Genomic DNA, 13,835 nt, shown 5'->3' on the forward strand with positions numbered 1-13,835 from the left:
CTCGTCCGCACAAATCTCATGCACAGACGGCCGATCAACAACTTGCTCGAACTACGGCAATCCGTCCCAATCAACCAAAATCAGTTGAACCTTGGACTATACTTCCAATGAACCGGACAGCCGTGGGTTTGTCCCGGCCATCCACGATCTTGAGCACCGGGACGAGAACGTGGATGCCCGGGACAAGCCCGGGCATGACGAAAGAAAGCGGCCTTACCGCAACGACAGCCAGCCGAGTGTGAACAGGATCCCGCCGATGATGACAGCCAACGCGACGGCCCAGATGCTGACGCGGATGCTGCCGGTGATCTGCTTGGCTTCCTCATTGCGCGCGATCTCGCGATTGCGCTCCTTGTTCGCTTGACTCGTATCCGCCATGAATCATCCGAAATCGCTTGATGGTTTAACGCGTCTTGATGAAGCACATGCCGATGCGGCGCGAGGCCGCGGCTGCCTGACAGGTGAGACCGTTAGCACAGCTCCATGACGTAAAACTCTCATCTCGCGTTCCCGATCCCGCGTCTTGCAGGGAACAATGCGCACCCCAGCCGTCCTGATATTCGGTGCCGGCGAGCTCGCTTCTGCCGCGGGTCTGCGGCCGGCTGGCAAATCCGCGTGAGAAATCAGGGTTTTTTCCTGCCGCGAACGCGGTCAGGATGTCGCGGCGGCGGAGCTGGTCGCCGAAGAAATGCGGCGAGGCCGGCACGATGGTGGAATTCGACGGCTTGTCCGCAAGCCAATCGACGCCCGGGAAATGGAAGCCGCCGATACCGCGGGTCTGATGGCAGCCGGCGCAGGTGAGGTCGTTGAGGCGGCGCTGGAAGCCGGCGACCGAGCGGACGTTCTGCATGTCGACGCCGCGTGCCGCCGCCCGCTTCAGCGCGCCGACCACGTCGCGATCGGTGAAGACGGGTTCGCCTTTTCCCTCCCCTGTTCCCTCTCCTTGCAGCATGCCGAACTCCGGCTGCAACGCCGAGGCATCGAGGCCGGCGGGGGTCGGCACCACCGCGGCCTTGGCCAGGAATTTCTCCGGGATCAGCACGGTGCCCCGATCGAACTCGCGCAGATGATCCGGCGCGAGCAGCCAGGCCTTGAAGTCGAGCCGCAGCGCGTCGTCGGCAAGAATCCGGTCGCGGTCGATCTGGTTCTCCAGCGTCGATTCCTCGAACGTTTTCGTGGCAGCGTCGTACTTGAACACCTTGAGCAGATAGTCGGAGCGGAAATCGTGCAGCGCCGATTTCGGCGCGACCGAGACCTGGATGTTGGTCTCGATGCGGTCGAGCATGGCGTCATAAGGCGGGAGGCGGCTGCCGATCAAGTCTTGCCAGTCGCCATTGTCGAGCCAGCGCCGGGCGATCTCGGCGCAGGTGACCGGTTTTCCGCTCGCATCCGTCTGGCGTGGATCGCGCGCCTGCATCACGAGGTTGAGCGTCATCGGCAGGCGCGTTGCGGTGTTGCCGCCATTCGGCCCGCTGTCGAAACGCGTGAGACGGTAGATCAGCCGGATCTCGCCGCAGGACTCTTCCGAGACATAGGCGCGGTCCATGCGATTGACGATGCCGGCCAGCACGAAACGCGTGTCGCGTGATTTCAGATTGGCCCGATCGAACAATTGCGCGTCAAAACCCTCGCCGACGCCGATGGTCTCGCCCGGATATGTCGCCTTGTACCACGCGATGTAGCGCTCGAGCTCCGCATCGATCGCCGGCAAGATCTCCTTCAGCTGCGGCAGCGACACGAACATCAGCTCGGTCGTGAGCGGGACGTCCGCGTTCCGCTTCGGCGATAGCAGGCGCGAGATCGTCAGCGTATTGTTCTGGTCGAGCTTGCGCAGGAGATCGGGATCGGTGATCGCGGTGCCGCGCGTGAGGGCAGTGTTCTCCGCTGCGAAGAGCGAGACGACACCGCCCAGCAATGCGGCGACAGCAACCAGAATTCGCGAGGCGCGGCCCATGTCTCCAGTAACACCGCGCAGCGACGCCTATTCAAGCAAAAAGGCGCCTCACATGGTGGTGAAGCGCCTCTGTGACAGTCGGATATCGAACGCTCAGCGCGCGACGATCAGGCCCTTGCTGGTGACGACCACCCAGCGGCCGTCCTGGCGGCGGATCGCATCGACACGACCCACCCCGGGAATGGGGTCGCCAGGATAGACCTCGTAGAGGCCGTCGCGGCCCTCGATCAGCGCACCGCCATTGGCGGCGTTGCGCAGCCTCCAGCCCTCGATCGTCGGCAGACGGCCGACCTCGGTCTTGGGGGCGGTGGGAACGGGAGCCGGTGCGGCAGCGGCGGTCGCGACCCGGGTCGGCGCGATCGAGCCGGTGGTCTCCTTTGCGGGCGCTGCTGCGGCCTGCGCGGTGGCGGCGGGCGGCGTGGCGCGGAGCTTGTCGACGGTCTCCGACAGTTTTGCCAGCTTGGCCATCGGCTCGGCCTGCGCCTTCTCGAGCTTATCCAGGCGGTCGTTGGTCCGGTTGACTTGGCCGACGCCGGTCTTCGCGCTGTGCTCGACATTGGCCTTGAGGGCGACGAGGTCGGCATCGATCCGCGCGACCGAGGCATCCAGGGCGCTGGTATCGGCGACCTGCACCGGCGCCTGGGCCGGGGCGGCGAAACGCATCATGCCGGCCGTCGCAAGCGCGCCGCTGATCGCGCCGACGCAAGCGGCAATCGCCACCACCGCGGCCATCGCCGAGAGGCGACGCTTGCTGCCGGTTTCGCGCGGCTCGTCCGCCTTCACATGCGGGGCGAAGCCCTCGTGCTCCCAGGCGCGGTCGGCAGGCGGCATGACGATGAGCTTGCCGAGCTTCGGCTCGGGCTTGGCTTCAGCCTTATCCTCGGTCCTTTGTTCGAACTTCGGCACTTCGATCCGCGGCGGCTCCACCTTTGGGGCTTCCGCCTTGACCGGATCAGGCTTGACCGGATCAGGCTTGGGCGGCGCCTCGTGGTCGGGGGCGATCGAGGGGGCGTCGATACCGGCGGCAGCCTCGACGGCCTGCGGCGCTGCGGCGTCAACAGCACCGGAATCCTGGGCAGCCTGCTCGGGCATTGGTTCGCTCACGGCTCAAATACTCCAGTCTGGATTGACCTTTTGGTAACTTTCATTGCTTGCGAAATCCTTACCTTGGGACCCGCTTACCGAAATTTTAGGAAGTTATCCGGGGCCGAATTGGGCCCGGAAAGTGGAACCGGCGTGGCGGGGTGCAACAATTTGTAATCGGGGCAAGATGAACGGCGGCGGAATGCGTGAAACACGACGCAACCGTCGACCCGCCATGCTGAGGTGCGAGCGGCGCGGTGCGTAGCACCGCACCGGGAGCCTCGAAGCATGAACGGCCGCGCTGCTGCAGCCGGGCCGTCGCCCTTCGAGGCTCGCCGAAGAGGCGAGCGCCTCAGGGTGACGGTGAGGGAGTTGGATGCACAGCACATCCACGCGTCATTGCGAGCGAAGCGACGCAATCCGGAATGCCTCCGCAGCGTCTACCCCGTCCACATCACTATCCGTCACATCACTACCGGCGCATCCGGCAGCTCGTTGGCATGCGGGCCCCGCGGCGGGAAATGCCGCGCCAGCTCGCGCGACACCGCCTCGATGCCGCCGATCACGCCACGCTCGAACCGGCCCGATCTGAACTCGGCCTCCATCGCGCGGCAGATGGTCTCCCAGCCCTCGGCGCCGACCTTCGCATCGATGCCGCGATCGGCGACGATCTCGACGTCGCGGTCGGCGAGCAGGAGATAGATGAGGACGCCGTTGTTGTGCGCGGTGTCCCAGATGCGCAACTGCGAGAACACGTCGAGCGCACGCTCGCGCGCCGGCTGGTTGCGAAACAGCGGGCGGCCGTCGAGCGCGCCCTCGACGACGAAGCGGAGCTGGCCGGAATGGGCGGCCTCGCCGCGCTTGATCGCCTGCTCGATACGGTCGAGCACGGCTTGCGGAAAAATCCGCTTCGCTCGCCAATGATGCTGCACGAGATGTCGGGCAATGCGCTTGATGCTCATGACCGCTACCAGCTCCCCGAGGCGCCGCCGCCACCGAAACTGCCTCCGCCGCCGCTGAAGCTGCCGCTGTCGCTCGACGATCCGCTACTCCAGCCGCCCGAGGAGCCGCTCGACCACGAGCCGCCGCGCGACGATCGCGTGCCTGGCCCCATCGCCGAAAACAGATCGGCGATGAACCCGATGATGAAGCCGAGGATTCCGACGGCTGCGGCGAGCGCGGCGGAGCCGAGGATGAACCAGGTCACCGCCGCGATGATGCCCCCGGTCACCAATGATCCGAGCAGCCGCCCCAGGATCGCGCGGAAGAACCCGCCGACGCCAATCGAGGCAAACAGCGCCACGGCAAAAACCGGCGCGAGATCGTCCAAATTGTGGGCGAAGTTTGCGCTGCGCGAGGGTGAGGGCAGCGGCTCGCCATCGATCACCCGCATCATGCGGTCGACGCCTGCGCGGATGCCCGCGGCGAAGTCGCCGCTCCTGAACTCGGGGGTGATGTCCTCGTCGATGATGCGCCGCGAGGTCACGTCGGTGAGCGCGCCTTCGAGGCCATAGCCGACCTCGATGCGCAAATGCCGGTCGTTCTTGGCGACGACGAGGATCGCGCCGTCGTCGACCTTCTTGCGGCCGATCTTCCAGGCCTCCGCGACGCGGATCGAGAATTGCTCGATCGTCTCCGGCTGCGTGGTCGGCACGATCAGGACGGCAATCTGGCTGCCCTTGCGGTTCTCGAAATCGCGCAGCTTTTGCGACAGCGCGGCGATGTCGGCGCTGGAGAGCGTGCCGGTCTGATCGACCACGCGGCCGGTGAGCTGGGGGACGGCAACGTCGGCTGAGGTGGGGAAGACGAAGGCGAGGAGGAGCGCGAATACCACTAGTGTTCGCCACACCCTCGCTGTCATCGCCCGGCTTGACCGGGCGATCCAGTATTCCAGAGACGCCGGTGGGACACGGAGAGGCTGCGGCGTACTGGATTCCCCGCTTTCGCGGGGAATGACAGTGGTGGGTGGGGTGAAGCTCATTCGCAAAACGGCGAGCGCTTACTTCGACGGCGCTGGCGCCGGGTTGAAGTCCACCTTCGGCGCGGTCGAGATCGCCTTCTCGTTCTCGACCGAGAAGTTCGGCTTCTCCTTGTAGCCGAATGCCATCGCAGTGAGGTTGCTCGGGAAGGAACGGATGGTGACGTTATACTCCTGCACCGCCTTGATGTAACGGTTACGCGCCACCGTGATGCGGTTCTCGGTGCCCTCTAACTGCGACATCAGATCCTTGAACAGGGCGTCCGACTTGAGCTGCGGATAGTTCTCGGTGACGACCAGGAGGCGCGACAGCGCGCTGGAGAGCTCGCTTTGGGCGGCCTGGAACTTCTGGAACGCAGCAGGGTCGTTCAGCACCTCGGGCGTCGCCTGGATGCTGCCGACCTTGGCGCGGGCGTTGGTGACGCCGAGCAGCACGTCCTTCTCCTGCTGCGCAAAGCCCTTCACCGAGTTGACGAGATTGGGCACGAGATCGGCGCGGCGCTGATACTGGTTCACGACCTCGGACCAGTTGGCCTTGATCTGCTCGTCCTCGCTCTGGATCGCGTTGTAGCCGCAATTGGTCAGGCTCAGCGAGGCCAGGGCGGCCAGCACGGTCAGGATCTTGCGCATCAAATTTCTCCCGATGGAATCCGGCGCAAACTATCAGATTGCGCGCCCGAGAAAAGCAGCCGACTGACGCAAGCCTCTTGCCTATCGCTGGCCGGCATAGTCAACTCCGGCAAAACAAAAGCGGAAACGCCAGGGAGGAACGCGATGTCCTCGTTCGAGACCATCCTCGTGGAGCGGCCGGAGCCGGCGATCGTCCGTGTCGTAATGAACCGGCCCGAGGCGCGCAACGCACAGAACCTGCAGATGACCTACGACCTCAACGCCGCTTTTGATGCGGCGGTGCAGGACGACGCGGTCAAGGTGATCATCCTCGCCGGCAACGGGCCGCACTTCTCCTCCGGCCACGACCTGCGTCCCGGCGGCAAGAATACCGCAGGGGTCGATTTTCCGCCGATCGGAAATTGGGGTGGCTTTGCGGAGCCCAACGCCCATGGCCGCTTCGCGCGCGAGCAGGAAATATATCTCCAGATCACGCGGCGCTGGCGCAACCTCGCCAAGCCAACCATCGCCGAGGTGCACGGCAAGTGCATCGCCGGCGGTCTCATGCTGGCCTGGGCCTGCGACCTCATCGTCGCCAGCGACGATGCGCAGTTCTGCGATCCCGTCGTCACCATGGGCGTCTGCGGTGTCGAATGGTTCGTGCATCCCTGGGAGTTGGGTGCGCGCAAGGCCAAGGAGTTCCTGTTCACTGCCGACAGCTGGAGCGCCGAGGAGGCGCATCAGCTCGGCATGGTCAATCAGGTCGTGCCGCGCGCGGAGCTGGCATCGCGCGTGCTGGAGCTGGCGCGCCGGATCGCGACAAAGCCGTCCTTCGCGCTGAAATTGACCAAGGAGGCGGTCAACCGCTCGGTCGACGTGATGGGCCAGCCCGCGGCGATCGACCAGGCCTTTGCGCTGCATCAGCTCTGCCACGCGCACAATCTCCAGGAGTTCGGCATGATCGTCGATCCCTCCGGCCTACATCCCTCCGTGCGCAAGCCGCCGGCAGCCGCGGAGTAGACGCGATGGATCTCAATCTCAGTGACGAGCAGAAATTGCTGCGCGAGAGCGCGGAACGGTTCGTGACCGAAAGCTACGATGCCGATCACCGCCGCAAGACGGCGAACGACCCGCTCGGCTTCAGCCCTTCGGTGTGGAAACAGTTCGCCGAGCTCGGCTGGCTGGCGTTGCCGCTGCCCGAGGAGTTCGGCGGGCTCGGCGGCGGCGCGGTCGATCTCGGTATCTTGATGGAAGCTTTTGGCCGCGGGCTGGTGTCGGAGCCCTATGTCGCAACTGTGGTGCTCGGGGCCGCGCTGATCGCCAGATGCGGCAGCACGGAGCAGAAGCAGGCGAGCCTGCCCAAGGTAGCGGACGGATCACTGAAGCTTGCCTTTGCGCATTCCGAGCGCGCGGCCCGGTTCGATCTTGCAAAGGTCACGACCAGCGCCAACAAGACGGCGCAAGGCTGGCGCCTCGCCGGCAGCAAGATCGCCGTGCTCGACGGACATGCCGCCGACGAGATCATCGTCTCCGCGCATATCCACGATCATCGGGGGCCGTCGGGGCGGATCGGCCTGTTCCTCGTGCAGGCGACGACGCCGGGCCTCGTCATCAGCGACTATCCGCGTCTTGGCGGCGGACGTGCCTGCAACATCGAGCTGTTCGACGCGCATCTGCCGGAAGACGCCCTGCTCGGCGACGGCAGCGACGCCCGGCCCGCGATCGAATGGGCGGTCGATCGGGCCATGGCCGCGTTAGGCGCCGAGGCTGTCGGCATCATGCAGACGCTGCTCGACACCACGCTCGAATACACCAAGATCCGCAAACAATTCGGCCGGCCGCTCTCCGCCAACCAGGTGATCCGCCACCGCCTCGCCGACATGGCGATGCAGGTCGACGAGGCGCGCTCGATGGCGCTGCGCGCCGCGTTGAAGGTGGATGCTGCGCCGATCGAGCGTGCCCGGGCTGCGTCGGGCGCGAAGGCGAAGATCGGAAAATGCGCGCGCTTCGTCGGCGAGCAGTCGATCCAGCTCCACGGCGGCATGGGCGTCACCGAGGAGCTCGAGGTCGGCGCCTATTTCAAGCGGCTGGTCGCCTTCGACACCCTGTTCGGCGGCAGCGCCCATCACTATGCCCGCCACGCCCAACTTGGTCGCACGGCCGTCTCGGCCTGACACTGGGAGAGTCTCATGGACCTGTCGTTCAATGCCGAGGAACGTGCCTTCCAGGACGAGGTTCGTGGATTCATTGCCAAGAACCTCACCGAGGAGATGAAGCGCGCGACAGCGCTGACGCCGTCGGTGTTCTCCGACCCCGATATCGGCATGGCCTGGCAGCGCGCGCTGCACCGCCAGGGCTGGGGCGCGCCGGGCTGGCCGGTCGAATATGGCGGTCCCAATTGGACGCCGGCGCAGCGCTGGATCTTCGAGACCGAATGCGCGCGGGCCGGCGTACCCAATGTGAATGTCATGGGCGTGAAGATGGTCGGGCCCGTCATCATCGGCTTCGGCTCACCGGAGCAGAAGAACTTTTACCTGCCTCGCATTCTCTCCGGCGAGGACTATTGGTGCCAGGGCTATTCCGAGCCGGGCTCCGGCTCCGACCTCTCCTCGCTGAAGACGCGCGCGGTGCGCGACGGCGACGACTACATCATCAACGGCACCAAGATCTGGACCACGCATGCGCACCACGCCAACCGCATGTTCGCGCTGGTGCGCACCAGCGACGGGCCGCGACAGCAGGACGGCATCAGCTTCATCCTGATCGACATGAAGACGCCTGGCATCACCACGCGCCCCATCCTTACCATCGGCGGCGACCACGAGGTCAACCAGGTGTTCTTCGACGACGTCCGCGTGCCCGTCACGAACCGCGTCGGCGAGGAAGGCAAGGGCTGGACCTACGGCAAATATCTGCTCGAGTTCGAGCGCGGCTCCGGCATCGCCTCCGCCAAGCTGCGCGAGGGCTTGAAGGCGATCGCGGATCTCGCCGAGTCCGACCTGACGGGCCGCGCGATCGACAGCCCCGATATCGCAGCGCGGATCTCGGAGGTGGAGGTCGACATCGACGCGCTGGAGATGACGGAGCTGCGCGTGCTCTCGGCGCTGCAGACCGGCCAAAATCCAGGCGCAGTGTCGTCGATCCTGAAGCTGCGCAACAGCGAGATCCGGCAAGCGGTGACGCGGCTCGGGGCCGACGTGATCGGCCATGACGCCCTCACCGTCGAGCCGATGCGCCCGCTCTACAAGCTCAACCACGAACCGGCGCTCCCTGAGGAGATGCTGACGGTGATGCCGGAATATCTCAACGGCCGGGCGTATACGATCTTCGGCGGCACCTCGGAGATCCAGCGGGATATCATTGCGAAGATGATGCTGGGGATTTGAGGCTCGGCTATCACAGCGCCCTCCGCTGTCGTCCCGGACAAGCGTCAGCGCAGATCCGGGACCCATAACCACAGGCAGATGTGGTTCCGGGGACTCGGAGTTACCAGCTTCGCACCACAACCACTTCCTGTGATTATGGGTCCCGGATCGGCGCGCGCTTGAGGCGCGCTTGTCCGGGACGACAGTGGAGCTTGGAGCGAACGATTAACTCGCCTTCGCCCCCTTTATCGCCTGCCAGATCTTCTGCGGCGTCAGCGGCGTGTTCAGCCGAGTAATGCCGAGCTCGGCGAGCGCGTCCATCACGCCGTTGGTGACGCAGGGCGGGCCGCCGATGGCGCCGGATTCGCCGCAGCCCTTGGCGCCGAGCGGGTTGGTGCGGCACGGCGCGGAGTCATCCAGCGTGACCACGATCGGCGGCACATCGTCGGCGCGCGGGATGCAGTAATCCTGGTAGGTCGCGGTGAGGAGCTGGCCGTCGGCATCGTAGGAGACACCCTCATACAGCGCCTGGCCGATGCCTTGCGCGACGCCGCCATGGATTTGCCCCGTGACCAGCATCGGGTTCACCGCGACGCCGACGTCGTCGACCGTGGTGTAGCGCACGACCTTGGAGACGCCGGTCTCGGGGTCGATCTCGACCTCGCAGATATGCGTGCCGTTGGGCCAGCTCGGACCATCGACCTCACCTTCGGAATCGACGCTGAGCCTGGCGCCGCTCTCCTTCTCGGCGAGCTCGAACAGGCTGATGCGGCGGTCGGTGCCGACCACGGTGAGCATGCCGCCCTGGTACTCGATGTCCTCGACCGAGGTCTCAAGCACGTTGGCCGCCTTCTCGCGCGCCTTCTGGATCAGGTCGTTGGAAGAGACCGCGACCGCGGTGCCGCCGACGAACAGCGAGCGCGAGCCGACGCTGCCGAAACCCATGGCAAGATCGGTGTCGCCCTGGATGACGTCGATCTTGTCGAGGGGAATGCCGAGCGTGTCGGAGATCATCTGGGTGTAGGTGGTCTGCAGCCCCTGCCCCATGGCCATGGTGCCGGAATGCAGCACGACGCGGCCTTGCGAGGTCGCGTGCAGGCTGACCTTCTCGGTGTGGGCGCGGCCGCCAGTCCATTCGATGTAGGAGGTGAGGCCGCGGCCGTAGAGCAGGCCCTTCTTCTTCGCCGCCTTCTTGCGCGCGGCAAAGCCGTCCCAGTCGGCGAGCTTCACCGCGCGATCGAGCATGTGGGCGAAGGCGCCGGAATCGTAGACCTGGCCGGCCGCGTTGGTGTAGGGCAGCTGCGCCGGCTTGATGTAGTTGGCTTTGCGGATCGCGCGCGGATCCATGCCGATTTTTCGCGCGGCCGCGTCGAACAGGCGCTCGACAATGAACACGGCTTCGGGACGGCCGGCGCCGCGATAGGCGCCGACGGGCGCGGTGTGGGTCATCACCGACTTCACCTCGAAATGCACCAGCGGCAGGTCGTAGACGCCGGTCTGCACGAACGGTCCGAGCACCAGCGGAATGATGTTGGCAGCGCCCGAAGAGTACGCGCCGGTGCAGCCGACCGACTTGACCCGATAGGCCAGCACCTTGCCCTTCTCGTCGAGCGCAAAGGATGCCGTCGAGGTGAGATCGCGGCCATGGGTGCCGCCGACGAACTCGTCGGTGCGGTCACCGCGCCAGCGGATTTTCTTGTTCAGCTTGGTCGCGGCATAGGCGACGATGCCGTCCTCCGGATAGAGATTGGTCTTCTGGCCAAAGCCGCCGCCGATGTCGCCGACCAGCACGCGGACGCTGTCCTTGGGACGCTTGAGCACGGCTTCGGCCAGCACGTCGCGGGTCGAGGCCGGCGTCTGCGACTGCACGTGCAGGAGAAGACGTCCGGACTTCTTGTCGATCTCGGCGATGGTTGAGCGCGGCTCCATCGCCGACGGCACCAGGCGCTGGCTGACGAGATCGAGCTCGACGGTGTGCGCCGCCTTGGCAAATGCTTCGTCCACCTTGGCGGCGTCGCCATAGCTCATCGCGCCGACGATGTTGTCGGGCGCCTCCGGCCACACCACGGGCGCGCCGGGCTTCACCGCCTCGACGGGATCGACCACCGCGGGCTGCACGTCGTATTCGACCACGATCGCCTCGGCCGCGGTCTGCGCCTCCACGCGCGATGAAGCCACCACCGCGGCCACGGCCTCGCCGGCATAGCGCACGACCTCGTGGGCGAGCAGCCGGCGCGGCGGCACCGTCATCGGCTTGCCGTCGGGGCGCTTGAAGATGCTCAGCGTCGGGATGCTGCCGATGTCGTCCTTGACGAGGTCCGCGCCGGTGTAGATCGCGGCAACGCCGGGCATCGCGGCCGCGGCGCTGGTGTCGATCGAGACGACCTTCGCGTGAGCGTGCGGCGAGCGTAGCACGTACAACCACAGCGCGCCGTCCTCCGGCTTGTCGTCGATGAACTGTCCCTTCCCGGTGAGCAGCCGTTGATCTTCCAAACGCTTGACGGGTTGCCCCGCTCCGAAACGCAAATTGCCGGGAAGAATGTTCATTCCGTGGGGTCCTCAAGGTCTTTTCGAAACTGCGGGCAGCCTTTTAGCGGATCGATCAGGGGCGTACCAGCCGCGGTTTTGGGCGGGATATCCACGATTTCGGCATGCCGTCACGCAGATTCGAGATTCTGTAGGGTGGGCAAAGGCGCCCTTGCGCCGTGCCCACCATCGCTCAACTGACGCGATTCGGGATGGTGGGCACGCTACGCTTTGCCCACCCTACGGCACTGATCGTGTCGAGGATGACCGCTCGCTAATCAAGCTCCCGCAGCGCCGCCTCCACGACCTTCCGCGCATCAGCCGTCAGCGCGGCCTGCGGCGGGACGGGATCGCCGACGTCGTAGCCCTGGATCGAAAGCCCGGCCTTGATACAGGCGGCGAGATTGAAGCGGGCGAACGCCTCGTTGATGCGCCACAGCCTGCGCTGGAGCGCCATGGCCTCATCCCAGCGGCCGGCCTTGCAGAGGTCGTAGAGCTTAACGCTCTGGCGCGGGATGATGCAGGCGGGGCCCGCCATCCAGCCGAGGCCACCGATCAGCATCACCGCGGCCGGAATATGGGCCGAGGCGGAGAACACGCGCAAGCCATCGCCGCAGCGGTTCATGATCGAGAGCAGCCGGCCGGTATTGGTCGAGGCGTCCTTGATGTAGCCGATGCGCGGATGTTCGGCGAGGCGCGCAATGACATCGAGGGTGAGATCGGAGCGCTGGAATTGCGGATTGGTGTAGATGACGACCGGAATGTCCACGGCATCCGCGATGGCGCGGAAATAGGATTCGACCTGGACATCAGTGAGCGGGAAATAGGCTTCCAGGATCGCGAGGATGCCGTCGGCGCCGAGTGCCTGATAGGCTCTCGCCTGCGCCACCGCATCCGCGGTCGAGGTGGAGGCGACCCCGGCCACGACCGGCACGCGGCCCTTTGCCACCTCTATCGTGGCCTGCACGATCGCGGTGCGCTGCGCGGCATTGAGATATGCGAATTCCCCGGTCGAGCCGAGTGGCGTCAGCCCGTGCACGCCGGCGCCGATCAGATCGTCGCAGAGCTTTGCGAGCACGTTGGTCCGCACCGTGCCGTCGGCATCGACGGGTGAGACGAGATAGGGAAAGACGCCGTGGAATTCGGACATATCGGAGGCTTCCGGAAAGCTGCTGGCACCCCACGGGTATTAGCAATGCCCGCCCCGGCGATCAAACCTTGAGCAGGCGTACCCGCGTGCCCCAGGGATCGACCGCCTCCACGCCGTCGGCAAGCGCCGTGACCTTCACACCGCCCTTGCGCAGGCGCTCCTCCTGGGCGGCGAGCAGCTCCGGCTTCGCCATCACCAGCGAGAACCAGGCGAGACCGGTCGTCGACTCGTCGCGCTGGCCGGCGCCCTGGCTCTGCCAGACATTCATCCCGAGATGGTGATGATAGCGGCCCGACGACAGGAACGCCGCACCATTGCGCTTGCGGGTCGGGTCGAGGCCGACCGTGCCGTGATAGAAGCTCTCGGCTTGCGCGAGATCGCCGACGCGCAGATGCATGTGGCCGATGCGCAATCCATCCGGCGCCTTGGCGTAATCAGGCACGCGCGTATTCGTGAGCGACAGCAGATCGGGGATGTTGAGCTCGTCGGTCGCCATCTTCACGCTGCCCTCGCTCCATTGCCATTGCGAGGGATCGCGGTCGGCGTAGACCTCGATGCCATTGCCTTCGGGGTCGTCGAGATAGACGGATTCGGAGACGAGGTGATCGGCAAAGCCCGACAGCGGCACGCGGTGCGAAGCGGCGTGAACCAGCCAGCGCGCGAGATCCTTGCGGGTCGGCATCAGGAAGGCGGTGTGATAGAGGCCGGCGGCGTTGCGCGGCTCGATTGCGGCATCGGGCCGGGCCTCCAGCACCAGCAGCGTGAGGCCTGATGTGCCGAGTTTTGCTGCGGCTGCCGACCGCTCCATCACGGTGAGCCCGATCACGTCGCGGTAATAGTCCGCAACCTTGTCGAGATTCTTCACCCGCAGCGTGACCATGCCGACCCGCATCGGCGTACGGCTGGCAAAGGTCGGGCCACCGCCCTGCGGCGTGCCCTCGGCACGTGCCGCGGCTGCGGCCGCCATCGCGAGTGAGGTCGCGCCGGCAAGTTGCAGCAGGGTGCGGCGGGTGAGGTCGATGGTCATCGGTCGAGGCTCGCTGAGAGGCTATGAGACGTAATTGCCGGATTGCTACACGTTCCCGTGAGGCGGTCCCAATCACATATTCGTCGGGGGCGGCCCGGCGCAGGCCCGGCCGTCCCCCATGTCCTGGCCACCCGGCCAGTTTC

General features: G+C 65.7%; 12 protein-coding genes. 3 read left to right on the plus strand and 9 right to left on the minus strand.

What is annotated here, in order from left to right; all coding sequences use genetic code 11:
• Positions 1 to 213: 213 nt before the first annotated feature.
• The 6 genes from CVM73_RS40405 to CVM73_RS20465 all read right to left on the minus strand — a co-directional run bounded on the left by CVM73_RS40405 (position 214) and on the right by CVM73_RS20465 (position 5,645).
• The gene (locus CVM73_RS40405; protein ID WP_167406947.1) at positions 214 to 378 is read right to left on the minus strand and encodes a hypothetical protein; all 165 of its coding nucleotides are present in this window, start codon (positions 376 to 378) and stop codon (positions 214 to 216) included.
• Positions 379 to 403: 25 nt separating this feature from the next.
• Positions 404 to 1,954, minus strand: a complete 1,551-nt coding sequence (locus CVM73_RS20440; RefSeq protein WP_100233677.1) for a hypothetical protein — start codon at positions 1,952 to 1,954, stop codon at positions 404 to 406.
• Between the two features lie 93 nt (positions 1,955 to 2,047).
• The gene (locus CVM73_RS20445; protein WP_167406958.1) at positions 2,048 to 3,046 is read right to left on the minus strand and encodes a hypothetical protein; all 999 of its coding nucleotides are present in this window, start codon (positions 3,044 to 3,046) and stop codon (positions 2,048 to 2,050) included.
• A gap of 455 nt (positions 3,047 to 3,501) precedes the next feature.
• A complete protein-coding gene (locus CVM73_RS20450; protein ID WP_100233679.1) occupies positions 3,502 to 3,999 on the minus strand; it encodes a TPM domain-containing protein in 498 nt (165 codons plus the stop codon).
• Positions 4,000 to 4,004: 5 nt separating this feature from the next.
• A complete protein-coding gene (locus CVM73_RS20455) occupies positions 4,005 to 4,898 on the minus strand; it encodes a TPM domain-containing protein (RefSeq protein ID WP_167406948.1) in 894 nt (297 codons plus the stop codon).
• Between the two features lie 138 nt (positions 4,899 to 5,036).
• Positions 5,037 to 5,645, minus strand: coding sequence for a LemA family protein (locus tag CVM73_RS20465; RefSeq protein WP_100233681.1), 609 nt, complete (start codon positions 5,643 to 5,645; stop codon positions 5,037 to 5,039).
• Positions 5,646 to 5,789: 144 nt separating this feature from the next.
• Between CVM73_RS20465 and CVM73_RS20470 the strand changes: the two genes are divergently transcribed.
• The 3 genes from CVM73_RS20470 to CVM73_RS20480 are packed head-to-tail and all read left to right on the plus strand — an operon-like array spanning position 5,790 to position 9,010.
• Positions 5,790 to 6,644, plus strand: a complete 855-nt coding sequence (locus CVM73_RS20470) for an enoyl-CoA hydratase (RefSeq protein WP_100233682.1) — start codon at positions 5,790 to 5,792, stop codon at positions 6,642 to 6,644.
• 5 nt (positions 6,645 to 6,649) lie between these two features.
• A complete protein-coding gene (locus CVM73_RS20475; RefSeq protein ID WP_100233683.1) occupies positions 6,650 to 7,798 on the plus strand; it encodes an acyl-CoA dehydrogenase family protein in 1,149 nt (382 codons plus the stop codon).
• A 15-nt stretch (positions 7,799 to 7,813) separates the two neighbouring features.
• The gene (locus CVM73_RS20480) at positions 7,814 to 9,010 is read left to right on the plus strand and encodes an acyl-CoA dehydrogenase family protein (RefSeq protein WP_100233684.1); all 1,197 of its coding nucleotides are present in this window, start codon (positions 7,814 to 7,816) and stop codon (positions 9,008 to 9,010) included.
• 204 nt (positions 9,011 to 9,214) lie between these two features.
• Here CVM73_RS20480 and CVM73_RS20485 read toward each other — a convergent pair whose 3' ends face one another.
• The 3 genes from CVM73_RS20485 to CVM73_RS20495 form a co-directional block, all read right to left on the minus strand.
• The gene (locus tag CVM73_RS20485) at positions 9,215 to 11,536 is read right to left on the minus strand and encodes a xanthine dehydrogenase family protein molybdopterin-binding subunit (RefSeq protein WP_100233685.1); all 2,322 of its coding nucleotides are present in this window, start codon (positions 11,534 to 11,536) and stop codon (positions 9,215 to 9,217) included.
• Between the two features lie 253 nt (positions 11,537 to 11,789).
• A complete protein-coding gene (locus CVM73_RS20490; protein WP_100233686.1) occupies positions 11,790 to 12,665 on the minus strand; it encodes a dihydrodipicolinate synthase family protein in 876 nt (291 codons plus the stop codon).
• Between the two features lie 61 nt (positions 12,666 to 12,726).
• Positions 12,727 to 13,692 (minus strand): VOC family protein, encoded by a 966-nt coding sequence (locus CVM73_RS20495; protein WP_100233687.1) that lies wholly within the window; start codon positions 13,690 to 13,692, stop codon positions 12,727 to 12,729.
• Positions 13,693 to 13,835: the final 143 nt, after the last annotated feature.

The organism is Bradyrhizobium forestalis (assembly GCF_002795245.1).
In the GTDB taxonomy this organism is placed as follows: Bacteria; Pseudomonadota; Alphaproteobacteria; order Rhizobiales; family Xanthobacteraceae; genus Bradyrhizobium; species Bradyrhizobium forestalis.

Bases quoted from the DNA above. Each gene is read 5' to 3' on its own strand.
- CVM73_RS20440 (WP_100233677.1), bottom strand. From the start codon at position 1,954: ATGGGCCGCGCCTCGCGAATTCTGGTTGCTGTCGCCGCATTGCTGGGC.
- CVM73_RS20470 (WP_100233682.1), top strand. From the start codon at position 5,790: ATGTCCTCGTTCGAGACCATCCTCGTGGAGCGGCCGGAGCCGGCGATC.
- CVM73_RS20450 (WP_100233679.1), bottom strand. From the start codon at position 3,999: ATGAGCATCAAGCGCATTGCCCGACATCTCGTGCAGCATCATTGGCGA.
- CVM73_RS20490 (WP_100233686.1), bottom strand. From the start codon at position 12,665: ATGTCCGAATTCCACGGCGTCTTTCCCTATCTCGTCTCACCCGTCGAT.
- CVM73_RS20465 (WP_100233681.1), bottom strand. From the start codon at position 5,645: ATGCGCAAGATCCTGACCGTGCTGGCCGCCCTGGCCTCGCTGAGCCTG.
- CVM73_RS20455 (WP_167406948.1), bottom strand. From the start codon at position 4,898: ATGACAGCGAGGGTGTGGCGAACACTAGTGGTATTCGCGCTCCTCCTC.
- CVM73_RS40405 (WP_167406947.1), bottom strand. From the start codon at position 378: ATGGCGGATACGAGTCAAGCGAACAAGGAGCGCAATCGCGAGATCGCG.
- CVM73_RS20485 (WP_100233685.1), bottom strand. From the start codon at position 11,536: ATGAACATTCTTCCCGGCAATTTGCGTTTCGGAGCGGGGCAACCCGTC.
- CVM73_RS20495 (WP_100233687.1), bottom strand. From the start codon at position 13,692: ATGACCATCGACCTCACCCGCCGCACCCTGCTGCAACTTGCCGGCGCG.
- CVM73_RS20475 (WP_100233683.1), top strand. From the start codon at position 6,650: ATGGATCTCAATCTCAGTGACGAGCAGAAATTGCTGCGCGAGAGCGCG.
- CVM73_RS20445 (WP_167406958.1), bottom strand. From the start codon at position 3,046: ATGCCCGAGCAGGCTGCCCAGGATTCCGGTGCTGTTGACGCCGCAGCG.
- CVM73_RS20480 (WP_100233684.1), top strand. From the start codon at position 7,814: ATGGACCTGTCGTTCAATGCCGAGGAACGTGCCTTCCAGGACGAGGTT.